This window comes from Streptomyces sp. NPDC050121 (assembly GCF_044460385.1).
In the GTDB taxonomy this organism is placed as follows: Bacteria; Actinomycetota; Actinomycetes; order Streptomycetales; family Streptomycetaceae; genus Streptomyces; species Streptomyces soliscabiei.
In genome coordinates this window covers 156,987-181,729 of record NZ_JBITJV010000010.1, presented here as the reverse complement: position 1 = coordinate 181,729, position 24,743 = coordinate 156,987, and the positions used below count along the sequence as shown (strand labels likewise).

At 73.1% G+C, this 24,743-nt stretch carries 25 protein-coding genes; 16 read left to right on the top strand and 9 right to left on the bottom strand.

The window, feature by feature from the left end; genetic code table 11:
• On the bottom strand, window positions 1-242 hold a 242-nt coding region (locus ACIBTS_RS17870; RefSeq protein WP_399320362.1), incomplete at its 3' end, for a hypothetical protein.
• 25 nt (window positions 243-267) lie between these two features.
• Between ACIBTS_RS17870 and ACIBTS_RS17865 the strand changes: the two genes are divergently transcribed.
• The 3 genes from ACIBTS_RS17865 to ACIBTS_RS17855 are packed head-to-tail and all read left to right on the top strand — an operon-like array spanning window position 268 to window position 4,732.
• On the top strand, window positions 268-2,604 hold the full coding sequence (locus ACIBTS_RS17865; RefSeq protein WP_399320361.1) for an amino acid adenylation domain-containing protein: 2,337 nt from the start codon (window positions 268-270) through the stop codon (window positions 2,602-2,604).
• Entirely contained in the window at window positions 2,601-3,416 is an 816-nt protein-coding gene (locus tag ACIBTS_RS17860; protein WP_399320359.1) for an alpha/beta fold hydrolase, read from the top strand. The genes ACIBTS_RS17865 and ACIBTS_RS17860 overlap by 4 nt, the downstream gene beginning before the upstream one ends.
• Window positions 3,413-4,732 (top strand): MFS transporter, encoded by a 1,320-nt coding sequence (locus tag ACIBTS_RS17855; RefSeq protein ID WP_319675308.1) that lies wholly within the window; start codon window positions 3,413-3,415, stop codon window positions 4,730-4,732. The genes ACIBTS_RS17860 and ACIBTS_RS17855 overlap by 4 nt, the downstream gene beginning before the upstream one ends.
• 38 nt (window positions 4,733-4,770) lie before the next feature.
• On the opposite strand, the gene ACIBTS_RS17850 is transcribed toward ACIBTS_RS17855, so the two are convergent.
• Window positions 4,771-5,496, bottom strand: a complete 726-nt coding sequence (locus tag ACIBTS_RS17850) for a 4'-phosphopantetheinyl transferase family protein (protein ID WP_399320356.1) — start codon at window positions 5,494-5,496, stop codon at window positions 4,771-4,773.
• A gap of 41 nt (window positions 5,497-5,537) precedes the next feature.
• Window positions 5,538-5,918, bottom strand: coding sequence for an S-adenosylmethionine decarboxylase family protein (locus ACIBTS_RS17845; protein WP_079662176.1), 381 nt, complete (start codon window positions 5,916-5,918; stop codon window positions 5,538-5,540).
• A gap of 315 nt (window positions 5,919-6,233) precedes the next feature.
• Here ACIBTS_RS17845 and ACIBTS_RS17840 point away from each other — a divergent pair, with 315 nt between their 5' ends.
• From ACIBTS_RS17840 to ACIBTS_RS17825, 4 genes are all read left to right on the top strand, one after another.
• Window positions 6,234-8,024 (top strand): GNAT family N-acetyltransferase, encoded by a 1,791-nt coding sequence (locus ACIBTS_RS17840; RefSeq protein WP_399320354.1) that lies wholly within the window; start codon window positions 6,234-6,236, stop codon window positions 8,022-8,024.
• The gene (locus ACIBTS_RS17835; RefSeq protein WP_399320352.1) at window positions 8,021-9,091 is read left to right on the top strand and encodes an HAD-IIIC family phosphatase; all 1,071 of its coding nucleotides are present in this window, start codon (window positions 8,021-8,023) and stop codon (window positions 9,089-9,091) included. Before ACIBTS_RS17840 ends, ACIBTS_RS17835 begins: the two co-directional genes overlap by 4 nt.
• A complete protein-coding gene (locus ACIBTS_RS17830; protein WP_319677299.1) occupies window positions 9,088-9,366 on the top strand; it encodes a phosphopantetheine-binding protein in 279 nt (92 codons plus the stop codon). Before ACIBTS_RS17835 ends, ACIBTS_RS17830 begins: the two co-directional genes overlap by 4 nt.
• A gap of 141 nt (window positions 9,367-9,507) precedes the next feature.
• A complete protein-coding gene (locus ACIBTS_RS17825; RefSeq protein WP_399320350.1) occupies window positions 9,508-9,831 on the top strand; it encodes a chaplin in 324 nt (107 codons plus the stop codon).
• A gap of 87 nt (window positions 9,832-9,918) precedes the next feature.
• Here ACIBTS_RS17825 and ACIBTS_RS17820 read toward each other — a convergent pair whose 3' ends face one another.
• The 6 genes from ACIBTS_RS17820 to ACIBTS_RS17795 form a co-directional block, all read right to left on the bottom strand.
• Window positions 9,919-10,785, bottom strand: coding sequence for a tyrosinase family protein (locus tag ACIBTS_RS17820; RefSeq protein WP_399320347.1), 867 nt, complete (start codon window positions 10,783-10,785; stop codon window positions 9,919-9,921).
• Window positions 10,769-11,341: a tyrosinase family oxidase copper chaperone gene (locus ACIBTS_RS17815; RefSeq protein ID WP_399320345.1), complete on the bottom strand. Its 573-nt coding sequence runs from the start codon at window positions 11,339-11,341 to the stop codon at window positions 10,769-10,771. Before ACIBTS_RS17815 ends, ACIBTS_RS17820 begins: the two co-directional genes overlap by 17 nt.
• Before the next feature lie 110 nt (window positions 11,342-11,451).
• Window positions 11,452-12,084, bottom strand: a complete 633-nt coding sequence (locus ACIBTS_RS17810; RefSeq protein ID WP_399320343.1) for a vitamin K epoxide reductase family protein — start codon at window positions 12,082-12,084, stop codon at window positions 11,452-11,454.
• A complete protein-coding gene (locus tag ACIBTS_RS17805) occupies window positions 12,084-12,584 on the bottom strand; it encodes a DUF5949 family protein (protein WP_399320342.1) in 501 nt (166 codons plus the stop codon). The genes ACIBTS_RS17810 and ACIBTS_RS17805 overlap by 1 nt, the downstream gene beginning before the upstream one ends.
• Window positions 12,585-12,753: 169 nt before the next feature.
• Window positions 12,754-13,050 (bottom strand): hypothetical protein, encoded by a 297-nt coding sequence (locus ACIBTS_RS17800; protein ID WP_399320340.1) that lies wholly within the window; start codon window positions 13,048-13,050, stop codon window positions 12,754-12,756.
• Between the two features lie 305 nt (window positions 13,051-13,355).
• Complete coding sequence (locus ACIBTS_RS17795) at window positions 13,356-13,595, bottom strand: chaplin (protein WP_399320339.1); 240 nt, start codon at window positions 13,593-13,595, stop codon at window positions 13,356-13,358.
• A gap of 285 nt (window positions 13,596-13,880) precedes the next feature.
• On the opposite strand from ACIBTS_RS17795, the gene ACIBTS_RS17790 reads away from it, so the two are divergent.
• The 9 genes from ACIBTS_RS17790 (at window position 13,881) to ACIBTS_RS17750 (ending at window position 24,738) form a co-directional block, all read left to right on the top strand.
• The gene (locus tag ACIBTS_RS17790) at window positions 13,881-14,996 is read left to right on the top strand and encodes a DUF3344 domain-containing protein (protein ID WP_399320337.1); all 1,116 of its coding nucleotides are present in this window, start codon (window positions 13,881-13,883) and stop codon (window positions 14,994-14,996) included.
• Between the two features lie 53 nt (window positions 14,997-15,049).
• Window positions 15,050-16,225 carry a glycosyltransferase gene (locus ACIBTS_RS17785; RefSeq protein WP_399320335.1) on the top strand — a complete coding sequence of 392 codons (1,176 nt, stop codon included), beginning with the start codon at window positions 15,050-15,052 and terminating at the stop codon, window positions 16,223-16,225.
• On the top strand, window positions 16,222-17,637 hold the full coding sequence (locus ACIBTS_RS17780) for an exopolysaccharide biosynthesis polyprenyl glycosylphosphotransferase (RefSeq protein ID WP_399320333.1): 1,416 nt from the start codon (window positions 16,222-16,224) through the stop codon (window positions 17,635-17,637). The genes ACIBTS_RS17785 and ACIBTS_RS17780 overlap by 4 nt, the downstream gene beginning before the upstream one ends.
• Window positions 17,638-17,644: 7 nt before the next feature.
• A complete protein-coding gene (locus ACIBTS_RS17775) occupies window positions 17,645-18,967 on the top strand; it encodes an O-antigen ligase family protein (protein ID WP_399320332.1) in 1,323 nt (440 codons plus the stop codon).
• 98 nt (window positions 18,968-19,065) lie between these two features.
• Entirely contained in the window at window positions 19,066-20,895 is a 1,830-nt protein-coding gene (locus tag ACIBTS_RS17770) for a lipid II flippase MurJ (protein WP_399320330.1), read from the top strand.
• Complete coding sequence (locus ACIBTS_RS17765; protein ID WP_319672055.1) at window positions 20,882-21,622, top strand: polysaccharide deacetylase family protein; 741 nt, start codon at window positions 20,882-20,884, stop codon at window positions 21,620-21,622. The genes ACIBTS_RS17770 and ACIBTS_RS17765 overlap by 14 nt, the downstream gene beginning before the upstream one ends.
• Window positions 21,619-22,785, top strand: a complete 1,167-nt coding sequence (locus tag ACIBTS_RS17760) for a glycosyltransferase (RefSeq protein ID WP_399320328.1) — start codon at window positions 21,619-21,621, stop codon at window positions 22,783-22,785. The genes ACIBTS_RS17765 and ACIBTS_RS17760 overlap by 4 nt, the downstream gene beginning before the upstream one ends.
• On the top strand, window positions 22,782-23,429 hold the full coding sequence (locus tag ACIBTS_RS17755; protein ID WP_399320327.1) for a lipopolysaccharide biosynthesis protein: 648 nt from the start codon (window positions 22,782-22,784) through the stop codon (window positions 23,427-23,429). The genes ACIBTS_RS17760 and ACIBTS_RS17755 overlap by 4 nt, the downstream gene beginning before the upstream one ends.
• A 193-nt stretch (window positions 23,430-23,622) precedes the next feature.
• On the top strand, window positions 23,623-24,738 hold the full coding sequence (locus tag ACIBTS_RS17750; RefSeq protein ID WP_399320325.1) for a GNAT family N-acetyltransferase: 1,116 nt from the start codon (window positions 23,623-23,625) through the stop codon (window positions 24,736-24,738).
• Window positions 24,739-24,743: the final 5 nt, after the last annotated feature.

Sequence of the window (24,743 nt, the reverse complement as noted above, 5' to 3'; positions counted from 1 at the left end):
TCCTCCTCTGCTCCCTCCTCTGCTCCCTCCTCTGCTCCCTCCTCTGCTCCCTCCTCTGCTCCCTCCTCTGCTCCCTCCTCTGCTCCCTCCTCTGCTCCCTCCTCTGCTTCCTCTCCGGCTTCCTCCTCTGCTCCCTCCTCTGCTTCCTCTCCGGCTTCCTCCTCTGCTTCCTCTCCGGCCGCTCCGCGTTCGGCGCCCCCGGCCCTGCTGCCGACGGACCGGCCCCGGCTGCCCGGAACCACCCCGGACCGCACCGGTTCCGCCCGGGTGCGGCTCGACGGCTCGGCCCGCACCGCCCCGGACGACGTCCTCCTGGCCGCGTTCACCGCGCTGCTGCACCGCTGGACGGGCCAGTCCGAGTTCGCGTTCGCCGCGCGGACCCCCACGACGGGCGCGGTCCGTCCGACCTGCGCCGTCACCGCGGCGTCCACCCTCGCCGGGCTGGCCCGCGACACCGCCGCCGACCGCACACCGGCCACGGACCCCGCGCAGCCGGACGAGTTCGAGCTCGTACTGCACCCGCCGGGCGAGCCCGACGACGGCCCGCGCACCGCCGAACTGCGGTATCCGCCCGCCCTGTTCGACCATGACACCCTGGTCCGGCTGCTCGCCTGCTACCGCACCCTGCTGGCGGACGGTTTGGCCGCCCCGGACCGTCCGGTCTCCCGCTTGCGTCTGCTCCCGGAGACTGAGCTGCACCGCGTCCTCGTCGACTGGAACGCCACCGACACGGACCTGCCGCACGACGTGTGCCTGCACACCGCGTTCGAGGCCCGCGCCGCCGAGTCGCCCACCGCCCCCGCGCTCATCGCCGACGACAGCGGCGGTGTCGACGGCGACAGCGGCCGCCGGACGTGGACGTACCGCGAGGTCAACGAGGCGGCGAACCAGCTCGCCCACCATCTGCGCGAGCTGGGCGTGGGCCCCGACCGGCGGGTCGGCATCTGCCTGGAGCGCTCCTGGGACCTGCTGGTCGCCGTCCTGGGCGTGCTCAAGGCGGGCGGCGCCTATGTGCCGCTCGACCCCGACTACCCCGAGCAGCGGCTCGCCGCGATGATGACCGGCACCTCCTGCACGGCCGTGATCAGCCGCAGCGGGCCGGCCGCCGGCCTCCCCCTGCCGGACACCACGCCGGGCGGTCCGGTGGTGCTCCTCGACCGCGACGAGGCCCTCCTCGCGGCCCGCCCGGCACACAACCCGCGGGGCGGCGCCGGCCCGGACGACCTGGCCTACGTCATCCACACCTCCGGGTCGACCGGCGCCCCCAAGCCGATCGCCCTGCGCCACCGCGGGGTGATGAACAACATCGCGGACCTCAACTCCCGTTTCGGCGTGGGCCCCGGCGACCGCGTCCTCGCGCTGTCCTCGCCCAGCTTCGACATGTCGGTCTACGAGTTCCTGGGGCTGACGGCCGCCGGCGGCACCGTGATCCTGCCGGACCCGGAGCGGGCCAAGGACCCCGAGCACTGGGCGGAGCTGCTGGCCGCGCACCGGGTCACCGTCTGGAACTCGGCGCCCGCTCTCCTGGACCTGGTCGTCACCCACCTCGACAGCGTCGGCGCGCCGCCGCTCGGCGACCTGCGGCTGGCGCTGCTGGGCGGCGACTGGATCCCCGTGTCACTGCCCGACCGGACCCGCGCGCTCGCTCCCGGCGTGCGCTTCATCGCCCTCGGCGGGGCCACCGAGTCGTCCATCCACTCCACCCTCTACGAGGTGGAGAAGACCGACCCGCGCTGGACGAGCATCCCGTACGGGCGCCCCATGGCCAACCAGCGCACCTACATCCTCGACGACTCACGCCGGCCGGTGCCGCCCGGTGTGCCCGGCGAGCTGCATCTGGCGGGCATCGGTCTCGCCCGGGACTATCTCGGCCGGCCCGAGCAGACCGCGGAGCGGTTCTTCACCTGGTCCTGCGGCGAGGTGAGGGACGAGCGCCTCTACCGGACCGGCGATGTGGCCCGCTACGGCCCCGACGGTCTGATCGAGCTGCTGGGCAGGTCCGACTTCCAGGTGAAGGTGCGCGGGCTGCGCATCGAACTCGGCGAGATCGAGGCCGTCCTGCGGGCCCACGACACGGTCCGGGAGGCGGTCGTCACCGCGCACCCGGACGGGTCGGGCGACCGGCGGCTGGTCGCCCATGTGGTCGCCGCGGCGGGCCGGACCGTGTCGCCGGAGGCGGTCGGCGAGCACGCCGCGCGGTCCCTGCCGCGCTTCATGGTGCCGAGCACCGTACTCGTCCTGGCCGAGCTGCCGTTGACGCCCAACGGCAAGGTCGACCGCAAGGCGTTGCCGGCCCCGCCGGAGCCCGTCGGCGAGCCCGAGGGGACGTATGCGGCGCCGGTCACGCCGACCGAGCGGACCGTGGCCGAGGTCTTCGCGACCGTGCTGTCGGTGTCCCGGGTCGGCGCGGACAGCAGTTTCTTCGCGGTCGGCGGCAACTCGCTGCAGGCCATGCGTGCCGTCACCCGGCTCACCAAGCACTTCGGGGTCAGGGTGAACGTCCGGCTGCTGTACGGCGGGAACACCGTCAGCGGCATCGCCTCCGAGATCGACCAGCGGCTCGCGCGGTCGGCACCGACCACGAACGGAGCTCCGGAGCAGTGACCGAACTCTCCGTCAACAGCATCGTCCCCCTTCGCGCGGCGGGCGGCCTGCCCCCTCTGTACTGCGTCCATCCGGTCTCCGGCTCGCCCTACTGCTATGCGGGCCTGACCCATCAACTGGACCCCGAACGCCCCGTGTTCGGCTTCGAGGCACCTGGCTTCGACGGCGTCTGCGAACCCGCCCGCTCCATCCAGGAGCTGGCCGAGCTGCACACGGCCGCCCTGCGAGCGGCCCGCCCGCACGGCCCGTACCTGCTGCTCGGCTGGTCGCTCGGCGGGGTCGTCGCCTACGAGATGGCACGGCTGCTGGCCGCCGCGGGCGAAGAGGTGCCCGTGCTCGTCATGGTCGACGCGGCACTGCCCGGCACCCAGCAGGTGCCGCCCGAGGACCAGCTCGCCCGCTACTTCCTGTACGACTTCCTCGGCGTGACCCGGGACCGGGCGCCCGGTGTCGACACCGCCCTGGCACACATGCGGCCGGGGGCGGAGCCGGCCGAGATCTTCGCCGTGGTGGAGCGCGACGGGGTCGTGCCCGAGGAGTTCGACGCGGAGTTCCTGCTGGAGCGCTACGCCCTCTTCCGCACGCATGTCGTGGCCCTGCGGCAGCACTCGGTGGCGTCGGTCCACGACGGGCCCGCGATCCTGATCAAGGCCGCGGAGTCGCAGGAGCGGCTGCTCGACTGGCGTCCCCGGCTGAGCCGGCTGACCGAGCACACCGTGCCCGGCGACCACCACTCCGTGTGGCAGGAGCCCGGGCTGACCGCCATCAGCGCCATCGTCGACCAGGCCCTACGAGAGGCAACGCCAGCATGACGGAGCACGGCACCCACGCCGAGACGGTCGCCGAGGCCGAGCCGGACAGTCCGCCCCGCTCGCTCTGGCACCACCGGGACTTCATGGTGTTCTGGACGGGCGAGGCGCTCTCCCTGTACGGCACCCAGATCACCAACCTCGCGCTTCCGCTCACCGCGGTACTGGTCTTCGACGTGGGGGCCGAGCAGCTCGGGCTGCTGCGGTTCACGCAACTGGTGCCGTTCCTGGGGCTGGCCCTGCTGTTCGGCGTGTGGGTGGACCGGGTGCGCAAGCGGCCGGTGATGCTGGGCGCCAACCTGGTGCGGATGGTGCTGATCGGCCTGGTCCCGGTCCTCTACCACTTCGACCTGCTGACCCTGCCGCTGCTGTACGCGCTGGCGCTGGGCGTCGGGGTGGCGTCGGTGCTCTTCGACGTCAGCTGGATGTCGTACGTCCCGGTGCTGGTGAAGGACCGGCGCAGTCTGCTGGAGGCCAACACCAAGCTCAACGCCACGCTGTCGTCGGCGGACATCGCCGGGCCGGGGGTGGCCGGCACGCTGGTGAGCGCGTTCTCGGCACCCTTCGCGATGACCGCCAACGCCTTCTCCTACGCGGTGTCGGTGCTCTCCCTGCTGATCATCAGGACCCCCGAGCCCGCCCCGGAGACGCCCCGCGAGAAGCGGCCGCTGCGCGCCGAACTCGCCGAGGGCCTGCGCTGGGTGTTCGGCAACCGCTGGCTGCGCGCGATCGGGCTCGTCGGCTGCTCCTGCAACTTCCTGCTGACGATGGTGCAGTCGCTGTTCCTGCTGTACGCCGTGCGCGACAAGGACCTGTCGGCGGCCGCGGTCGGCTTCGTCATGGGCGCGGCGGCCGTGGGGGGTCTGCTGGGCGCGCTGGTGTCCGGAATGGTGGTGCGCCGGCTGACGGTGGGCCGCGCCTACCAGGTGTCGGTCTCGATCATCTTCCTGGGCCCGCTGCTGATCCCGGCGGCGGCTGGTCCCCGCTGGATGCTGATGATCCTGTTCGTCGCCTCGTTCTTCCTGGAGTACTTCGGCAGCAGCGTCTCGAACGTCCTCATCGTGAGCCTGCGTCAGACCATCACGCCGCAGGCCCTGATGGGCCGGATGACGGCGGCGATGCGCATGCTCCTGTACGGCGGCGGTGCGCTGGGCGGCCCCGTGGGCGGTCTGCTGGCGGCGGTGGCGGGGCTGCACGGCGCCCTGTGGATCGCGGGCGTGGTCTCCGCGGCGATGCTCGTCCCGATCATCCTGTCCCCGGTGGGCAGACTGCGCACGATGCCGACGGGTCCCGAGGACGGCGCCGTGGCCGCGGCGTGAGAACGGCGGCCCGCACGAGCGCACAGGCGTGGTGCGGGTCAGCGGCCGTACCCGGCCACCAGGCCGGACCGCTCGCGCTGCTCGACGCGCACCCGGCTCGCGCCCGCCCCCGTGACGGCCACCGCCGCGGGATGCGTCCCGGCGACGACCAGGTCCGCGAGGCCCGTTTCGGGCCGGACGACGGACGGCCGGCCGGGCCAGGTGAGCACGGCCGGCGGCAGACCGGGCGCCGACACCTCCAGCTCGCGCGGCGACACGGTGAGGCCCACGCCGAGGGCCTTCAGCACGGCTTCCTTCCGGGTCCAGACGCGCAGGAAGGCGGGCCGCCGCTCGGCCGGGGGCAGGGCGTTCAGCGCGGCCAGCTCGGTGTCGGAGAGAGCGGCCCGCGCCGCGCTGTCGACGTCGAGGGGAGTGCCGTCCTCCTCGACGTCCAGGCCGACCTGCCCGCCCCGGCACACGGCGACGCCGATGACCGCACCGCTGTGGGTGACGGAGAAGTCGTAGGGCGCGGGCGGGTCCGCGGCGTCCAGCCGGGCCTTCCCGTGCGGGCCGCCGCAGCGCGGGCACACGCGCCGCAGGGGCACGTCCGCCGGGGCCACGCCGAGCAGTTCGCCCAGCAGCAGCCGGCTCAGGGCGCAGCCGACCAGGAAGCGGGCCCGGTCGTCGGGGCGGACGGTCGCGTCGTGGCGGCCGCGCTCCCGGGGGTCCAGCAGCCGCAGCAGGCCCTCGTGGGCGTCGCCGAGACGCGCCCACGAGACCTGCACGCAGAACACGAGACCGGCCCGGGGACTGGCGGAGGGAACGGTCAGTGCACGGCGCGCAGCATGCGCGTCACGTTGATGCGGGTGGGCGACAGGCCGAGTTCGACGCTCTGCATCATGCGCTCGCCGTTCAGCCGGCCGTAGGCGAGCAGATCCACGTTGGCCAGGCTGAATTCGGGCCAGGTGTGAATGCTCAGATGCGAGGCGGAAAGCAGGAGAATCGCGGTGACGGCGCCGTTCGGGAAAACGTGCGACGCCTCACCGAGTACCGTGGCGTTTCCCTTTTCGGCAGCCGTGCGCAGCACCTGGAGGAGGCGCTCCTCGTCGGTCAGGATGCTGTGGTCGCTCACCCATACGTCGACGGCATAAGAGCACAGATCGTCGACGTTTATACCCTCGGTGGCGAGGTTGGCGGAGTTGGTCATGGGGAACCGGGGGTGACGAACCGCTGCCCCCGTCTCCTTTCACATAGGCGCTCGGTGGTGCCCAGAGTAGCATCCGGGGCGCACCGGGGCACGCAAACCCTTTAGGAAAAGCCTTCCGGAACGAATATCGCGGCATTTGTTTTCACGCACTGGAATTCCACCCGAATTCACGCTCCTTCCCGGCTGCCCGAGCGGGTCCGGACGGCTCTCCACCAGCCCGTATACTCGATAGTCCCGGAATCCATCAATCAGCTTGCCTGGAGCAGCATTGTGACGAACGCGCGTCGGCACCCTCGGAGTACCACCGCCGATTCCGTGCTCACGGAAGTCGCGGACGCCGTCCGGCTCCAGGAGGGCCCGCCCGGAGTGCGGTCGGTCCTTCGCGCCCTGCGCCGCCTCGCTCCCGCCTCCACGAAGGACCTCAGCCGCGCGACCGGCCTGCCCGTCCCGATCGTGGCGGCCCTGGGCAACGAGCTGCGCCGCCGGGGCCTCGTCACCAAGGAGCGTCCGTCCCGGCTGACGGAGACCGGCCGGGACCTCGTCGCCCGGCTCGGCATGGACCTCGCCCTCGACGCCACCTGCCGCACCTGCGACGGGCGCGAGCTGGTCATCCCCGACGTGCTGGAGGAGGCCGTGCCGCGGCTGCGGGCGCTCATGGAGGCGGGTCCCGCCGCCGACATGGCGATCGACCAGTCGCACTGCACGGCCGAGACCAAGGTGCGCCGGGTGCTCGCGCTGCTCACGGCGGGCGCGCTGCCGGGCGGCTCGCTGCTGCTGATCGGCGACGACGACCTCGTCTCCCTCGCCGTCGCCGTGGTGGGCGACGTGCTGGGCGCCCCGATCGTCGAGCGGGTCACCGTCGTGGACATCTCGCCGGAGATCCTCGACTACATCCAGAAGGCGTCGGCCGGTCTCGGCACCCGTGTGGAGACGGTCCGGCACGACCTGCGGCTGCCGCTGCCCGACGAACTGCACCGGCAGCACGACGTGGCCATGACCGACCCGCCGTACACCCCCGAGGGCGCCCGGCTCTTCCTCTCCCGTGCCGTGGAGGGCCTGCGGCCCGGCCCCGCGCACAGCGTCTTCTTCTCCTTCGGCGGCAAGAGCCCGGACGAGATGCTGGAGGTACAGCGGGAGATCATGGCGCTCGGCCTGGTCACCAACGGCTACATCCGCAACTTCAACGAGTACGAGGGCAGCGGCATCCTCGGCGGGGTCGGCTTCTTCCAGCACCTCCTCACCACCACCTCGACGGCCCCCTCCCACGAGGGCGAGTTCAGCGGCCCCCTCTACACCGGCGACAAGCGGACCCGGCAGCGCGAGTACACGTGTGTGGCGTGCGAGACGCGGCTGCGCGTCGGCCCCGGCGCCCGCTGGACCTCGGTCGCCGCCCTGCGCGCCGACGGCTGCCCGAACTGCGGCAAGGGCCCCTTCCGCCCGGGCCGCCTGGTCCCGGCGGACGAACCGACACCCACGGCACCCCAGCAGCCCCCGAGCCCGGCCCCCGCCCCCATCGCCGCCCCCGTCAGGACGCCCGCCCCCACTCCCAGCGCCGCTCCCGCCGTCGCTCCCGCCCCCCGCACCCCCGGCTGGCGCGCGCCGTCCGACGCCGACCGGGCCGCTCTCGCCGAGCGGGCGCGGCCGTACGTCACCCGTCAGGCCGACGAGCGTGATCTGCCGGCCATCGGGCGGTTCGAGGCCGAGATCGCCCGGGTCTCCTTCGGTGAGGACGCCATCGACGACCCCGAGCGGTGGGCGGCCCGGCTGGGCCGGGCCATGGAGAAGTCGAAGGAGGGCATGATCGTCGCCCACGGGCCGGGCGAGGAGCCCGTCGGCTGGTGCTGGGTGAGCATCAACCAGAACGCGATGACCGGCGACCGCTACGCCAACTTCCGCTCCCTGGCCGTCTCCCCGGTGGACAACCGCAGTGACGTCGCGGAACTCCTGCTCACCGCGGGCCTGGAGTTCTGCCTGGCGAACGGCATCACGGAGGTCGTCGGCCGGGTGCACGTGGGCAACGTCCCGATGCGCACGGTCTACCGCAAGTTCGGCTTCGACCCCACGAGCCTGTCCATGAAGCTGTTCCTGCCCGAGGGGGACCGGTGACCGCCTTCGACCCCGACCGCGTCAAGTGCGTCGTATGGGACCTCGACGGCACCCTGTGGGACGAGATCGCCGTGGAGTCCCCCACCGACGAGCTGCCCACGCCCCGCCCCGGGATGCTCGCCGCGGTCGACGCGCTGGCCGCCCACGGCGTGCTCAGCAGCATCGCGAGCCGCAGCGCGCCGTCGGTGCTGGACCGGCTGGACGCCGTACCGGAGCTGCGTGCGCGCTTCCTCGCCCCGCAGGTGTCCTGGCAGGACAAGAGCGAGTCGCTGCGCAGGATCGCGAAGGACCTCGGCATCGCGGTGGACGCCCTGGTCCTGGTCGACGACTCCCCCTACGAGCGGGCCGAGGTCGAGGCCCTGCTGCCGGGCGTGCGCACCCTCGCCCCCGAGGACGTGCCCGCGCTGGCTGCCGCGTTCGAGGGCCGGGAGGTCACCCCCGAGTCCCGTGAGCGCGTGCACCGCTACCGCACCGAGGAGACCCGCCGGGCCGAGGGCGAGCGCTTCCAGGGCTCGCGCGAGGAGTTCCTGCGCTGGTGCGACATGCGCCTCACGGTCGGCTTGGCCACGCCCGACGAGATCCCCCGCGCCCTGGAACTCGCCGCCCGCACCCACCGCCTGAACTCCTCCGGCCTCACCCCCGACGGGCTGCGCGACCTGGCCGCCTCGGCGGGACACGAGCTGTACACGGCCCGCATGACGGACCGTTTCGGCGCGTACGGCATCATCGGCGCCGCCCTTGTCGACCGCACCGCTCCCGCCGTCCGGTCCGTCCCGCTGCTCGCGCTCTCCTGCCGGGTCGCCGGCCGGGGCGCGGCGGCGGCCTTCCTGTTCCGGCTGATGGAGCGGGCCCGTGCGGCGGGCGCCGAGGAGTTCCGGGTGACCCTGCGCCCGACCGACGCCAACCTGGAGATGCGCATCCTGCTCCGCCAGGCGGGCCTGCGCCGCACGGACGACGCCCACCCGGCCCACCCCGATTCCGCGGTCCTGGGCAGGACCCTGGACGGCGACCTGCCGGCACCGCCGGCCTGGCTGCACGTATCCGACCGAGAGGACGCCGACGCGTGACGCAGACCCGAGACCGGGCGACGGTGGAACAGGAGCTCCGTTCGCTGATCGCCGAGGCCGCCCGCCTGGACGAGGCGGTCGTCGCCGAACTCCCCGCCGACACCGACCTGTTCGGCCCGCAGATCGGCCTCACCTCGCTGGCCGGCGTGACCCTGCTCGGCACGATCGACCAACGCTACGGCGTCGACGTGGCCGCCCTGGACCTGAGTCTGGACAGCCTCCAGTCCATCGCCACGCTGTCGGACTTCGTCGCGTCCCACCTCCAGCCCACGTAGGCATCCGGTTGTACGTCCTCCTTGTTCAAAATGGGTGATCCATACGGCCATGCCGTGACTCGCCCAGGGCGGCGGCGTTGAACGGGGAGTGCGGCGGCGCGTCCTGCTGCCGCGCGATCCGAATTCACTAAGGAGAACGTGATGTCTCGCATCGCGAAGGCAGCCGCAGTTGCCCTCGGCACCAGCGCCGTGGTCGTCACAGGGGCCGGCCTGGCCATGGCGGACGCGGGTGCGCAGGGCGCGGCTGTGGGCTCGCCGGGCGTCCTTTCCGGCAACGTCGTGCAGATTCCGGTCGACACGCAGCTCAACACCTGCGGCAACAGCACCGGCGTCGGCGGCCTGCTGAACCCGACCTTCGGCCACACCTGCGTCAACAGCGGCGGCGGCCTCGACAAGGGCGACCACGACAGGGGCGGTCACGACAAGGGCTACGAGGACAAGGACGGTTCGGGCTACGGCGACTGACCAGCCCGTCGTACGCACCACGAGAGCCCCGGCGCTTTGAGCGCCGGGGCTCTCGTGGTGTGCACGGCACAGTGTGAACCCGGCACGTCACGCGTACCGGTAGATCCGGCCGATCTCCTCCAACTGGTCCGGCGTCACGTCCCACGGAGGCAGCTTCTCGTGTCGGGCGACGACCCGGCGGTACTGCCCGTCCCTCGGTCCCGGCGGCTCAGCGGGCATATAGCGGTGGTCGCGGTGGCGTTGCTGCCAGCGGGTCCACACCAGGTCCACGAAGGCGTGGTGCAGCCAGAACACCGGGTCGTTGACGGAGGCGCCGCCGAGCATCGCCCCGCCGACCCACCGGTGCACCCGGTTGTGGTTGCGCCAGGCGACGCTTCCCCGGCCGGTCCCCCACCCCTCCAGCTTGTTGCGGAACCCCTGCGTGACCGTCGACCCCCAGGGCGCGACGTCGTAGACCGGGTCCTTCAGCGCCCACTCCAGTTCGCTCTTGGTGGGCAGTTCGATCGGGTCGCGGGCGCGGCCGAGGTCCCGGGTGAGGAACTCCCCGTCCGTAACGCCCTCCTTGATCGTCCAGTTGCCGGCGGAGTAGGCGAACGGCCCGGTCGTCACCTGGCGGTCGGAGCGCCGACCGTCACCGCCGAGCAGGTCCTCGGTCCACGGCGCGGAGGTTTTGGAACGATCACGCGTCCAGTCCCAGTACGGCACCGTCACCGAGGAGTCGACCCGGCGCAGCGCCTTCTCCAGCTCCAGCAGGAACCGCCGGTGCCAGGGCAGGAAGGAGGGCGCCATGTGGGCCGTGCGCAGACCGCCCTCGCCGTCGGAGACGTAGTGCTCGATGTGCATGCGGACGAACTCGTCGTACTCGCCCCGTCGTTTGATCTCCAGCAGCGCCTTCACGAACCGCCGCCGCTCGGCGCCGGTGAGCGTGCTGACGTCCTTACGCGTGTAAACCATGGTGTCCCCCCATGTGTGATCCGTCCATCCTGTCTGCCCCACGTGTTCCGTCTGCCCCACGTGTTCCGTCTGCCCCACGTGTTCCGTCTGATCCGTGGTGCGGGTGGTCCCTCGGGGCGCCGGTGGCGCGCAGCTGTTCTCCCGGGCCCAGTTCGTCGACGGCGGCGCGGGCCGCCTCCAGTGGGGTGGCGTACGAGCGGTAGTGGTCGACCGTGCTCAGCCAGGTGCCGTCCGCGCGACGCATGAGGTGCAGCGGACGGCCGTCGACCGTGACCTCCCATCGGGGGCCGTCGCCGGGCGCGCGATCCACCGGCGTGAGGACGCCGCAAAGGCGCCTGCCGCGGTACGTCTCCTCGAAGGAGCCGGGCGGGGTGTCCGCGGGCCCGTCCTGTGGGCCGGGGGACTGGGACGCGGCGACGACCGGGGCGAGCACGAGCGCGGCGCCGGCGCCGAGCAGCCCGCGCAGCAGGTTCCGTCGAGTGCCGCGGGCCGGGCGCCGACTCACCACCCCCAGCGGAACCGCGGTGACGGGTACTCCGTCGGCGTTGACGACCATGGTGTGCTCCTCGTCCTGTCCGGTTGTCCGTAGCGGTAACCGTTTGGCGGTCCGTGTGGTCACTGCCCGGCACCGACAGGCAACCGCCGGACAGGGCGACGGCTGGATGGTCAGCCCGTCCAGAAATCCCACCATCGGGTCAGGATCAGCATGCCGACGACTCCGAGGTGCAGAAGGGGCGGCACCCAGCTGAACTCGTCGAAGAACGTCCGCAACGCTGCCGGCGCCGGCAGGAACCCGTGGCGTACGTCGAAGGAGACGACGTACCAGAACAGCAGGATCGTGGCGACCCACGCCAGGCAGCACCACAGGCACAGCGCGTTGATCCGGTACAGGGATTCGAACTGCAGCCAGGACACGAACCCCACACCGAAGAGGCAGCCAGCCGTGAAGGTCAGCCAGTACCAGCGGGGGAAGGCTGCACGGGCCGACAGACTCATGCCGACGCAGACGACGATGCCGTAGGCCACCAGGCCCAGCATCGGGTTGGGGAACCCGAACACCGAGGCCTGGTCGCTCTTCATGACGCTGCCGCAGGACACCACCGGGTTCAGGCTGCAGCCCGGGGTGAATCCGGGGTCCTCCAGCAGCTTGAACTCGTCGATGGTGATGACCCAGGAGGCCAGCAGCCCCGCCGCACCGGTGAGGACGAGGAACAGGGCGTACGCGCGGCCGCTCCCGGCGATGTGCGCGCGACTGCCGCCCGCGACTGCCGCCCTGCTGTCACCCCCGGCTCTCGCCATCACCTGCGCAGGCTGCGGGCCGGCAGGACGGCGTGTGCCGCGGCCGTGAGGGTCTCCTCGGCGCCCGCGAACGCGGCCAGCTCCTCGGGCTCGACGGGCTTGCCGGGCACAGCCTCGGGCCACGGCCGGGTGGTGAAGACGAGATAGGCGTAGCCACGTTTCTTGACGGCTGCGAGCCACTCGGGCGACGGAACGCACTGGGCGTTGAAGCTCGGCGTGTTCAGGACGGCGTGGCCCGCCTCGACGAGGAGGGTCACCGGCAGACTCGGCCGGACGGCGCCGTCGACCAGGTCCCCTCCGACGGGCAGGCCGTGGTCGGTGAGCAGGCGTTCGACAGCCGCGGCCGTCGCCGCGGGGCCGTCCGCGGCGTCGCCGAGGGAGTAGGCGAGGAGATAGGGCATGTCGCCGCCGTCGGGGGCCTCGCCGCTCCATGGCATCACGACGAGGGTGCCCAGGTCGGCCGCGCGGAAGGGGCGGGTTGCGCTTGGGGTTGGGGTCACCGCGCGACCTTATCGGCGGCCCGGGGGGCGGCCGGGCGCGTTCTCACCCGTGCGGAGGACGCCCAACCAGAGCTCCACACGAACGAGGGACGGTCCTCCCGACCCGGCTCGAACAGCGCACCGAGGGCCGGCCCGTACGACACGGCGCCGGCCCTGCGGGAAGGACGTCTCAGCTCTTCAGGGGCAGTCCGCCAAGGAGCGGCTTGGGGTTGTTGAGAGTGCCGGTCGCGCCCTTGACGGTGCTGAGCACGGAGTCCTTGTTCTCGGTGTCGAGCGCGTTCGACTGGTGCTGCATCCGCGTCACGTCCGCACCGTCGAGGGCGAGGGGACCCTTGGTGAGCGTGTTCACCGCGCCAGTGAGGCTGGTGGGCGTGAGATCGGCGGCGTTGTTGGCGAACGCGGGCGCGGCGGCACCGGCGAGGACCATGGACCCGGCAATGACAGCGGCGGCCTTCAGGGACTTCATCGGGTTCCTTTCTTCGGCGACTCGGCAACTCAAGTCACCAGGGGAAGTCTGACGCCATGCACAACGAGTCCCGCCGGAAGCGGAAACCCCGTGTGCAGGAAATCTCGAGCACCCCCGGCAGAAGCCCTCTCCCCGAGCGAGAAGGCCCTGCCGGGTGCTGAATTCAAGGAGCGGCCGGAAAGCCTGCCAAGAGCGGCCCGTCGAGGATTCTCGGCCGGGGTCCTGGCTCCGCCTCCCTTCGGGACAACGCCAACGGCCGCCCTCCTAGGGGGGAGGACGGCCGCTCGACGAAGCGCGGCGTGGCGTCAGCCGTTGACGCAGGTGGTGCCGAACGCCGGGTTCAGCAGGCCGGTCGCGTCGGTGGAGTTGCCGCAGGTGTTGGTCTGGTCGTGCAGCGGCAGCTGGATGACATTGCCGGACAGCACGCCAGGGGAGTGCGCGGCGACGGCCTCCGCGCCACTGTCGGCAACGGCGATGCCAGAGGCGCCGGCGATGGCCGCGGTGGCAACGGAGGTCAGGACCAGGCCCTTCGCGATACGCGACATGGAGAGGTGCTCCTTGAGGTTTTGACACAAACACCCGGGCGGGGTGCCCGGCACTGAGGTCAACGCGCACGATTCCCCGGAGTTGCGCAGCCATTCGAGTGACGCCACGACGGGCCGGACTTCACGATCCCGACACACTTGACCGGTATCAGCGTATTAGTCCGGATACTGGTTAGAGTTGCGCCTCGCCCGCTGCACTCCGACAGCCAGCAAATAGCACCGCAGGCATCGATGGATATCGACAGACACCGACTCCACGGTCTTTCCGAAAGGGCACCGCCGGTCATGCGCATTTCCCTGGGGCCGCTGCTGCGCGGCACGACGGCCGGAGTTCTCGCCCTCGCCTCGGTCTGGGCGCCGGGCAGTGCGGGGGCGATCGGCGCCGCGCCCGTCGCCGAGGCGGAGAGCATCCCCTTCGCGCAGCGCTACCGTGCGACACAGCACGGCGGGATCGTCCGCGCGGCCAACGCGGCGATCAGCTGCCGCACCTCGCCGACCCCTCGGGCCGCCCGCGCCTGCCCGGCCGTGCGCAAGGGCGGCACCGGCGTCAACAACGACTTCGACATGTTCTACGTCGACGTCGACGACGACCCCAACACCTACAACTCCTCCAGCGCCGAGGTCCGTCTCCCCCGGGGCGCGCGGGTGTCGTACGCGCGGCTGTACTGGGGCGGCAACCTGCGCGTCGGCGAGCAGAAGCCGCCCGCGGACAACGCGCGCGTGCTGATCGCCGAGCCGGGCGGGCAGTACAAGGCGGTGCCCGCGGACACGGTCGTCGGCCACCGGGTGGCCCAGGGCGCCGACGCCTTCCAGGCCTCCGCCGACGTCACCGACCTGGTGCGCGACAGCGGCCCGGGCCTGTACACGGTCGCGCAGATCAACGTGGCCATGGGCAGATCGGCGGCCGGCGCCTGGGGCGGCTGGACGCTGGTGGTGGCGTACGAGAACCCGGCGGAGCCGCTGCGGCACCTGGCGCTGTGGGACGGCTTCGACACCCTCGGCTCCCCCTCCGGCGCCACCGCCGCGACGGAGATCCGGCTGCGCGGGCTCGACATCCCCGCGGGTGCGGGCGGCCGGGCCGGGCTCGTCGGGTACGACGGCGACCGCGGCCGAACGGGTGATTCGCTCATGTTCTCGACCGATGGACGGGCGGCCACCGCGCTCACGAACCCGGTCAATCCATCTGACGATGTGTTGAACTCCACGATCAGCGAGCCGGGGGCGGCTCCGGCGGCGCGTGTACCGGCGTACGTCAACACCCTCGGCTACGACTCCGACGTGTTCGATCTCGGCCGGGGTTTGCGGCGCGGCGGTGACCAGCTTGCCGTTCGGCTCGTTTCCACCCGGGACGCGGCGTGGGCCGGGGCGCTCTTCGTCGCCGTCGACACACGAAAGAAGTAGTCAAGCGCGTTCCCGCACGTCCCGAGCGCCACCGTGAGCGAGGAAACCGCGCCATGCACCAGCCAGAACCCGACGACAGAACCCGGGTCCTGCACCTCACCCAGCCCGTGGACGGCGGGGTCGCCCGGGTCGTCACGGACCTGGCGCGGGCCCAGCTCGCGGCCGGCCTGCATCTCACCGTGGCCTGCCCCGACAGCCCCCTCTCCGAGAACCTGCGCGCACTGGGCGCGAACGTACGGCACTGGGCGGCGGCACGGGCTCCGGGTCCCTCGCTCCCCGGTGAGGTACGGCGGCTCGGACGCCTGCTCGACGAGGTACGCCCCGATCTGGTGCACGCGCACAGCGCCAAGGCCGGACTCGCCGGGCGGCTCGCGGTGCGCGGGCGGATCCCGACCGTGTTCCAGCCGCACGCCTGGTCCTTCGAGGCGGTCGGCGGCCCCACCGCGGCCCTCGCGCTCACCTGGGAGCGGTACGGGGCCCGTTGGGCCGACCGGCTGCTCTGTGTGAGCGAGGCGGAGCGCGCGACCGGGGAACGTGCCCGGATCGCCGGGCGGTGGAGCGTCGTCCCCAACGGCATCGACCCCGAGCGCTTCCACCCGGCCCCCGTCGACACCGTACGGGCCGGCCTCCTCCCGCTGCTCGCCCCGGCCGCACCCCTGGTGGTGTGCGTGGGGCGGCTGTGCCGGCAGAAGGGGCAGGACGTGCTGCTGGCGGCGTGGGCGGACGTGGCACGGAAGGTGCCCGGCGCCCGGCTGGTGCTGGTCGGCGACGGCCCGGACGGGGAACAACTGCGCTCTTGCGCCCCGGAGTCCGTGCTGTTCACCGGCGCCGTCGCCGACGCCGTGCCCTGGTACCAGGCCGCCGACCTCGTCGTACTGCCCTCTCGCTGGGAAGGCATGGCGCTCGCCCCGCTCGAGGCACTCGCCTGTGGGCGGCCCGTCGTGGTGACCGACGTGGACGGCGCCCGGGAGAGCCTGCCCGACCCGCTCGCCGCCCGCTGTCTGGTACCCGCCGAGAACCCCGCGGCGCTGGCCGACACCGTCGCCGCACTGCTCCTCGACCCACTGCTGCGCGAGTCGCTCGGCCACCGGGGACGCGCTCACGTCCTGGCCGCGCACGACGTGCGGCGCACGGCCGAGGCGGTCGCGGACGTGTACCGAGAGCTGCTCACGACCACGGAAGGGGCGCGCGTCGCGCCCCCCGAGTGCAGGGAGTCCATCCACTCGTGACTGCGGAAAGCACCGTCCCTTCCCCGGGCGCGCAGCCCGGATACTCACCCGTCTCGGTCATTCCGCGGCGGGAGAGCGCAGCGGGATTCCGGTTCCCCGCCCGGCGGCCCTCCGCGCGGCCCGTGTCGCCGCTGCCGCTGCTGCTCGCCGACGGCCTCGCCGCGTCGCTGGGCGCCCTGGCACTGACCGGGGCGCAGCGCCGCCCGTTACTGGTGGCCCTGCTGGTCGCCGCCACGATGCTGCTGCGCCCGCAGCGTCCGCGCCCGGTGACGGGGGTGCTGGACGAACTGCCCGCCGTCTGCGGCCGGATCGCCGTTGCCTGGCTGGCGCTGGGGGCGTTCGTCGCAGCGTGGATCCCCGCGCACGCGCTCTCGGCCCACACCCTGCTCCTCGGGTGCACGGCGCAGGCCGCGGCGGCGTGCGCCGGCCGCGCGGTCGTGCACCGGCGGCGCCGCCGGGCGCTGCTGCGCCGCCCGCACGCCGCGCTCGTCATCGGCCCCGCCACGACCGCGCAGCGCGTCGCCGCCGCCGTGCTGCGCCACCCGCGCTGCGGGGTACGACCGGTGGGGATCGTCACCGAGCGCCCCGACGGCGCCGACGGACTGCCGGTGCTGACCACCGGTCAGGAGGTGCAGCGGGCCCTCATCCAGAACGGCGTCCGCGACGTCCTGTGCGTCCACCCGGCCGTGCGCACCGTGCAGGGCCCGCTGCTGCGGGCGCTCGCCGAGTCGGGCTGCACGGTGTGGGAGGTCGACGCCGACACCCCCTCGTACGCGAGCCGTGAGCAGCTCGCCGGGTTCTCCTGCCGACGCCTCGACCTGGGCGCCCGGCGCCAGGGCAGCCTCGGCAAGCGAGTGCTGGACGTCACGGCCTCCGGGACGCTGCTGCTGCTGGTGAGCCCCCTGCTGCTGGTGTGCGCGGCGGTGCTGCGGCTGACGGACGGGCCGGGGATCGTCTTCCGGCAGGAGCGCATCGGCAAGGACGGCCGGCCCTTCACGCTGCTGAAGTTCCGCACCCACAGCCCGGTCGACGAACACGAGGCCGCGACCCGCTGGAGCGTGGCCGGCGAGCGGGAGATGAGCCCCTTCTGCCGCTTCCTGCGCCGGACCTCGATGGACGAGCTGCTCCAGCTGTTCAACGTCCTGTGCGGCGACATGAGCCTGGTCGGGCCGCGACCCGAACGCCCCTTCTTCGTCAGCCAGTTCAGCCAGACCTACCCGGGCTACGCGGCCCGCCACCGGATGCAGACCGGCATCACCGGCCTCGCCCAGGTCCACGGACTGCGCGGCGACACCTCCATCGAGGACCGGGCCCGCTTCGACAACGCGTACATCGACAACTGGTCGCTGTGGCAGGACGTCTGCATCCTGCTGCGCACCGCGGCCTCCCTCGTGCGACCGACCGGGAGCTGACCCGCCGATGACCCTCGCCCTGTCCGTGCCGCGCGCCCGGGCCCTGTCACCGGTCCTGCCCCTGGTCGCCGTGGTCGCCCTGCTCGGGCTGCCGCCCGCCCCCGGCGCCGAGGGCGGCGCCGGGCCGGCCGACGCCCTGTCCGCGCTGGTCGTGCTGTTCTGCGCGGTACGGCTGCTGCGCCAGCGGCGGCGCCCCCTGTCCCGGACGGCCGCCGTGGTCCTCGGACTGCCGGTCGTCGGGGTCGCGCTCGCCGCGCTGGGCGCGTCCTCGCCAGGCTCGGGGCTCACCGGGCTCGGGCGTTATCTGCAGATCTTCGTGCTCGTCCCGGCGGCCGTCGTCCTCCTCGTCCGTGACCGGTCCGACTTCCGGGTGCTGGCCTGGTCGTTCGTCGGGCTCGCGGGGTGGCAGGGGGCGGTCGGCGTCCATCAGTTCGTCACCGGGACCGGCGCCTCCTACCAGGGCGAGGACATCCGGGCGGTCGGCACGTTCGGACCGCAGGACGTGATGGGCATGGCGACCGTCGTGTCGTTCGGGCTGATCTGCGCGGTCGGGCTGGCGCTCGGCCGGACCTCGCCGCGGCAGCGGGCGATCGCCGCGGGCTGCGCGCTCGCGCTGCTGACGCCGCTCGCGCTGTCCTTCAGCCGGGGCGCGTGGATCGCGACCGCGCTGACCTGCACGATCCAACTGGCCCTCGCCGGGTTGCGGCGCGCGCTGAAGGTGGGAGCGGTCGCGGTCGCGGCCGGCGTGGTCCTGGTCGGCGGCGTCGGCGTCGGCTCGGCGATGCTCCAGCAGCGCGTCAGCAGCATCACGCAGGTCACGGACGCTCCCGACCAGTCGGTCACCGACCGGTACACGATGTGGGCGGCGGCGGTCGGCATGTGGCGCGAACAGCCGCTCACCGGCGTCGGGTTGAAGGACTTCCCCGCACACCGCGACACGCACGCCTCCCTCGCGCTGTCCTCCGGCAGCGACACCGGGGGCGCGGGCTCGGCCTTCGTACGGCAGCCGCTGCTCTCCCCGCACAACATGTACCTGCTGGTCCTCGCCGAGCAGGGCCTGATCGGGCTGCTCGCCCTCGCGGGCGGCTGGCTGGCGCTGCTGGCGTGCGGGCTGCGCGGCTGGTTCCGCGTCCGGCGCCGCGGCCCCGGCCTCGACTGCGCGCTCGTCGCCTGCGGCCTGCTGCTCTGGCAGCTGATCGACTTCATGTACGCCGACATCGGCGGCCCCTCCACCGTCCTGACCGCGGTCGTCTTCGGGGTGGCGGCCTGGTGGGCGCTGGTCGGCGCCGACGCCGACGGCAGCCCCCGCGAGGAGGCCCGCACCCGATGAAGCCGATGCCTCCCCGGCTCCCCCATCCGACCGACCCCACCACCGTCCCACCGGCACGACCCGCCCCCCGACCGGAAGGGGCGCCAAAGAGGACGACCGTGAAGGGCGCTGGGAAGACCACCGGGAAGGGCACTGAAAACGCCGCAGGGGAGGCCGCCGGGACATCGCCGGGGATCACGGCCACCACGGCAGCCGACGGCACGGCCGGGGCGACGGCCAAGGACACGGCCGCGGAGACGATCGGAAGCACGGTCGGCGTGGCCGCCGAAGAAGCGGCCGCGAAGGTACTCGGAAACCCGAACGCGGGCGAGGACGTGGGCGGCGACGCGGGTGAGGCCGCGGGTGGGAGCGGTGCCGATGTCTCTCCGCCCTCGCGGGGTTTTCTCGCCAGGGCCGCTCTTGTCACCGCTGTGCTCTCCGTGGCCGGGGCGCTGCTCGGGCTGGTGCGGGATCAGGCGTTGGCCCGGTTGTTCGGGGCGGGCAGGGACACCGACGCGTTCCTCGTCGCGTGGACCGTGCCCGAGTTCGCGGCCACGCTGCTCATCGAGGACGGGCTGGCGTTCGCCCTGATCCCCGCGTTCAGCATGGCGTTGGCCCGCCGCTCCCAGGGCGCCCCGGGCGACCCGGTCCGCGCGCTGGTCGCCGGTACGCTCCCCCGGCTGTCGCTGGCGTTCGTCGCGGTCGGCGCCCTGCTCATCGGCATCGCCCCGCAGCTGGTCGGGGTCCTCGCACCCGGCCTGCCCGACCCCGCGCTCGCCGTCGACTGCACCCGGCTCACCGCGACCTGCGTGGTGAGCTTCGGGCTCGCCGGGTACTGCAGCGCGGCCCTGCGCGCGCACCGCAGGTACCTGGCGCCCGCGGCGATCTACGTGGCCTACAACGTCGGCATCATCGCCGGGATGTTCGTGCTCGGCGGGCGCTGGGGGGTGCGGTCGGCGGCGGTCGGGGTCGCGGTGGGCGGACTGCTGATGGTCGTCGTACAACTGCCGTCTTTGCTGGGGCAGTTGAGGAAGCGGGAGGCGGGCGCGGGGGTGGCCGCCGGGCAGGCGGAGCCGCGGCCGCTGGACACCGCGCTGCTGACGACCGTGCTCCTGTTCGCCCTGTGCCGGCAGTCCCAGGTCCTCATCGAACGCTTCCTCGCCTCGCACCTCCCGGCCGGGGCCATCTCGCATCTGAACTACGCGCAGAAGGTCGCGCAGATGCCGATGATCCTGTCGGTGATGGTGTGCACGGTCACCTTCCCGGTGGTCGCGCGGGCACTGGCCGAGGGCGACACCGAGCGGGCCCGCGGCCGCGTGGAGCGGGACCTGGCGCTGGCCGCGTGCATCGTGCTGCTGGGCGCGGCCGCCGTGGTGGCGTGCGCGCCGCAGATCGTCGAGGTGCTGTTCCAGCGGGGCGCGTTCACCGCGCGGGACACGGCGGCGACGGCCGGCGTGATGCGCGTGTACGCGCTCGGACTGCTCGGCCAGACCCTGGTGGGCGTCCTGGTCCGCTCCTACTTCTCGGCGGGCCGCGGCTCCTGGTACCCGGTGGGCTCGATGGCCGCCGGGATCGCCGTGACCTCCCTGATCGGCGCGCTGAGCGTCCACGCCTGGGGCGTGTACGGGATCGCCGCCGCCAACGCGACCGGCATCACCGTCTCCGCGCTGGTGCTGCTGGCCGGGATGGGTCCGCGCAGCGTCCCGGTCAGCGTCCCGGGCGTGCTGCGCGAGCTGAGCCGGCCGGTGTCGGCGGCTCTGGCGGCAGCCCTGGCCGGGGGCTTCGCCGCCGCGCGGTTCGCCGACCCGCTCGCCGGTCTCGCCGCCGGCGGGCTCACCGTGACCGCCGTCTATCTGCTGCTCGGCCGTGCCCTGGACGCCCAGGGCATCGTCTCCGCCCTCCGTTCCGTACGTTCCGCGACCCGAAGGCTCTCCCATGGCCGCTTCTGACACCAGCAGACGCACTTCCGTCCCGTGGGTGGCGATGTACCACTCCGTCGACGACTGCCCCGAGGACCCGTACCAGATCACCGTCACCCCCGAACGGCTGGAGAAGCAGCTGATGTGGCTGCGCCGGCACGGACTGCGCGGCGTCTCCATGAGCCGGCTCCTCGCCGCCCGCGCGGAGGGCAAGGGCCAGGGCCTCGTCGGTCTCACCTTCGACGACGGCTACGCCGACTTCCTCACCGACGCCCTGCCCGTGCTGCGCCGGCACCGCTGCAACGCCACCCTCTTCGTGCTGCCCGGCCGGCTCGGCGGCGACAACGCCTGGGACCCGCTGGGCCCGCGCAAGCCCCTGCTGACCGCCGACGGCATCTGCCGCGCGGCCTACGAGGGCGTCGAGATCGGCTCGCACGGCCTCACCCACGTCGACCTCACCCGGGCCGACGACCTCACCCTCAAGGCGGAGACCGTCGAGAGCCGCGCCGCCCTCACCGCACTCCTCGACACCGAGATCGCCGGCTTCTGCTACCCGTACGGGACGATCGACCGGCGCGCCATGGACGCCGTCCGGGAAGCCGGTTACAGCTACGCCTGCGCGATCGACCCCGGAAGGCTGAACGGCCTGCACGCCCTGCCCCGCGTGCACATCGGGGAGAACGACAACGCGCTGCGCCTGCTGCTGAAATACCGGCTGCACCGGCTGCGCCGGCGTCCCGTGGAGGGGCTGCGGTGAAGGCGCTGCACATCATCACGGGGCTGGGCGTCGGCGGCGCCGAGCAGCAACTGCGGCTGCTGCTGCGCCACCTGCCGGTCGACTGCGACGTGGTGACGCTGACTAACCCGGGGTCGGTCGCCGACGGGCTGACCGCGGACGGGGTGCGGGTCGTGCACCTCGGCATGGCCGGCAACCGCGACCTCGGCGCGCTGCCGCGGCTGGTCCGGCTCATCCGCTCCGGCGGCTACGACCTCGTCCACACCCACCTCTACCGGGCCTGCGTCTACGGCCGGCTGGCGGCGCGGCTCGCGGGGGTGCGCGCCGTCGTCGCCACCGAACACTCCCTGGGCGCCTCGCAGTTGGAGGGACGAAAGCTGACCTCGGGGGTGCGTGCGCTCTACCTCGCCAGCGAGCGGCTGGGCCGCACCACGGTCGCCGTCTCCCCGACCGTCGCCGACCGGCTGCGCAGCTGGGGCGTCCCGGCCCCCCGGATCGAGGTCGTCCCCAACGGCATCGACCTGGCCCGCTTCCGCTTCGACCCCGAAGCCCGGCACCGCACCCGCCGACGCCTGGGCCTGCCGGACGACGCCTGCGTCATCGGCGGCATCGGACGTCTCACGGCCGCCAAACGCTTCGACGTCGTCCTCCACGCCCTCGCCCGGCTGCCCCCCGACCACTGGCTGTTGCTGGTCGGCGGCGGCCCCGAGGAGAACGTGCTGCGGCGCACCGCGCACGAGGCGGGGGTCGCCGACCGCGTCCTGTTCACCGGCGAACGCCCCAGCGTCCCCGACGGCACCCCCGGCCCCGATCTGCCCTCCCTCATCTGCGCCATGGACCTGTTCGTCTCCCCCTCCCCCGAGGAGACCTTCGGCCTGGCGATCGTGGAGGCGCTGGCCTGCGGGCTGCCCGTGCTCTACGCCTCCTGCCCCGCGATCGAACACCTGCCCGCCCGGGCGACGGCGGACGCCCGCCGGGTGAGCGGCGGCGCCGAGGCGTTCGTCCACGCCCTCACCGAGGCGCGCGCGCGTCCCGCCGGCCCGCGCACCGCGCCCGAGGCGGCCCGCCACTACGACATCACCCGCAGCGCCGCCCAGCTCATGGACGTGTACGCGGCCACCGTTTCCGGACCACCCCTGCTCTCCCCAACTACCCCGACACCCCAGGGAGTCAGTTCCCCATGACCGAGAACCCCCGTCGTCCTGCCGCCCTGCGCCGCGCCAGGACGCTCCCGCCGTGGTCCCTGCTCGCAGCCGGCGCCGTCGTCGGCGGCCTGCTCGGCGGCGTGTACGGGGCCGTCGAGCCGCCCGTGTACACGGCCACCGCCTATGTCGTCGCCGTCCCCACCGAGAAGTCCGACCCGGCGTCCGCGCTCGGTTTCGCGCAGGCCTACGGCCGGGTCGCCACCCAGCTCGCGGTGCTCGGGGACGCGCAGGTGTGGGCGGGCGTGCCGGTGAAGACGCTTCAGCGCAGTGTGCAGACGGCGACCTCGCCGGACGCCCCGATGGTCTCGATCACGGCGACCTCCTCGCGTCCCGACCTGGCCGCCGACATGGCCAACGCGGTCTCCCGCTCGCTGACCCAGCACGCGAAGAGCTCCCAGGCCACCACCAACGTCGAGCTCCAGCAGTTCGCCCGGGCGGTCGAGCCGACCGCCCCCTCCTCGGCGTCCTGGGCGGTGACCGCTCTGGTGGGGGCGAGCGCGGGCGGGCTGCTCGGCGGGCTGGTGCTGCTGGTGCGGCCGAAGCGGGCCCGGGAGGAGGAGGCCGCGCGTCCTGCCGCCGTCCCCGGCCCGGCCGTCGCCGCCGACGCACACGGAACGCTTTGAACCCTCCCCCTCGCAACGGAGGGGGATTCCTGGCTCACGCCGCTCGGTCGCTCAGCGAGTGATCGAGTCCTACGCGATCAGCACCAGCCGGGTTGGAACCAGCCCGGTCTCCCCAAGGAATGGAGGTTGCTGTGCTGGCTTGGTTCTCGCTCAGCACGCGCCGACCGTACCAAGCGCTCGGGTGGGTCGCCCGGTGAATCCGAGGTATTCGACCGAACTCGTCACGGACGAACAGGACTTCGCCGCCCTCGCGCCCGCCTGGGGGCGCCTGTACCAGAGGTGCGCGACGGCCACACCGTTCCAGAGTCACGCCTGGCTGCACTCGTGGTGGCTGTCGTACGGCAGGCGCGGGCGACTGCGTCTGCTGCTGGTCCGCGACGGCGGTGACCTCGTCGCCGCCGCCCCGCTGACGGCCGTCCGCCGGCCGCTGCCGGCGTTGGTGCCGCTCGGCGGGGCGATCTCCGACTACGGCGACGTCCTCGTCGACGACGCACATGGCGAGCGGGCCGTCGCCGCGCTCACCGAGGGCCTCGCGACGGCCGCCCGCACCGCGCTGATCGACTTCCGCGAGGTGCGGCCGGGCGGCGCGGTGGAGCAGGTCTACGAGCGCTGGCACGGGCCGCGGCGCCGGGTGAGCGACTCGGTGTGCCTGGAGCTGCCGGCCGTCCCCATGGACGAGTTGGTGGCCCGGCTGCCGTCGGCGAAGGCCCAGCGGGTGCGCGCCAAACTGCGCAAGCTGACCGCGCTGGGCGTGGAGCGTCAGGTCGTCTGCCCGGAGGACGTGGAGTCGGCGCTGCGTCGGCTCCTGGAACTGCACCAGTTGCAGTGGCAGGGTCGGAAGGTGACCGGCGAGCACCTGCGCTCCCGCTTCTGTGAGCACCTGGTGCGCTCGGTCGGCCCGATGGTGCGTTCCGGGGACGCGGTGGTCACCGAGTTCCGGCTGGACGACGACGTGGTGGCCGTCGATCTGACGCTGCTGTCGTGCCGCCTGGCCGGGGGCTATCTCTACGGCGCCCATCCACGGCTGCGGGAACGCAAGGCGGACGTGGCGGTGATGCTGCTCGACGCCTGCGCCGAGCACACCCGGGGCGGCGGCCGCGCCGCGCTGAGCCTGCTGCGCGGCAACGAGCCGTACAAGCATCACTGGCGGCCCGAGCCGGTCGTCAACCAGCGGCTGCTGCTGGCCCGTCGGCGTACCGCGCCGCTGCTGTCGGCGGTCGTCTGCGGCGTGGCCGCGCGGCGGCGGGGCAAGGAGCTGCTGCTGCGGCTGGAGCGGCGGAAGGAGCGTGACGGTGGCGGCGGGTCCTGACGTGG

Bases quoted from the DNA above. Each gene is read 5' to 3' on its own strand.
- ACIBTS_RS17815 (WP_399320345.1), bottom strand. From the start codon at position 11,341: ATGGTCGTCAACGCCGACGGAGTACCCGTCACCGCGGTTCCGCTGGGG.
- ACIBTS_RS17755 (WP_399320327.1), top strand. From the start codon at position 22,782: ATGACCGAGAACCCCCGTCGTCCTGCCGCCCTGCGCCGCGCCAGGACG.
- ACIBTS_RS17800 (WP_399320340.1), bottom strand. From the start codon at position 13,050: ATGAAGTCCCTGAAGGCCGCCGCTGTCATTGCCGGGTCCATGGTCCTC.
- ACIBTS_RS17845 (WP_079662176.1), bottom strand. From the start codon at position 5,918: ATGACCAACTCCGCCAACCTCGCCACCGAGGGTATAAACGTCGACGAT.
- ACIBTS_RS17825 (WP_399320350.1), top strand. From the start codon at position 9,508: ATGTCTCGCATCGCGAAGGCAGCCGCAGTTGCCCTCGGCACCAGCGCC.
- ACIBTS_RS17795 (WP_399320339.1), bottom strand. From the start codon at position 13,595: ATGTCGCGTATCGCGAAGGGCCTGGTCCTGACCTCCGTTGCCACCGCG.
- ACIBTS_RS17820 (WP_399320347.1), bottom strand. From the start codon at position 10,785: ATGGTTTACACGCGTAAGGACGTCAGCACGCTCACCGGCGCCGAGCGG.
- ACIBTS_RS17775 (WP_399320332.1), top strand. From the start codon at position 17,645: ATGACCCTCGCCCTGTCCGTGCCGCGCGCCCGGGCCCTGTCACCGGTC.
- ACIBTS_RS17790 (WP_399320337.1), top strand. From the start codon at position 13,881: ATGCGCATTTCCCTGGGGCCGCTGCTGCGCGGCACGACGGCCGGAGTT.
- ACIBTS_RS17765 (WP_319672055.1), top strand. From the start codon at position 20,882: ATGGCCGCTTCTGACACCAGCAGACGCACTTCCGTCCCGTGGGTGGCG.
- ACIBTS_RS17810 (WP_399320343.1), bottom strand. From the start codon at position 12,084: ATGGCGAGAGCCGGGGGTGACAGCAGGGCGGCAGTCGCGGGCGGCAGT.
- ACIBTS_RS17785 (WP_399320335.1), top strand. From the start codon at position 15,050: ATGCACCAGCCAGAACCCGACGACAGAACCCGGGTCCTGCACCTCACC.
- ACIBTS_RS17855 (WP_319675308.1), top strand. From the start codon at position 3,413: ATGACGGAGCACGGCACCCACGCCGAGACGGTCGCCGAGGCCGAGCCG.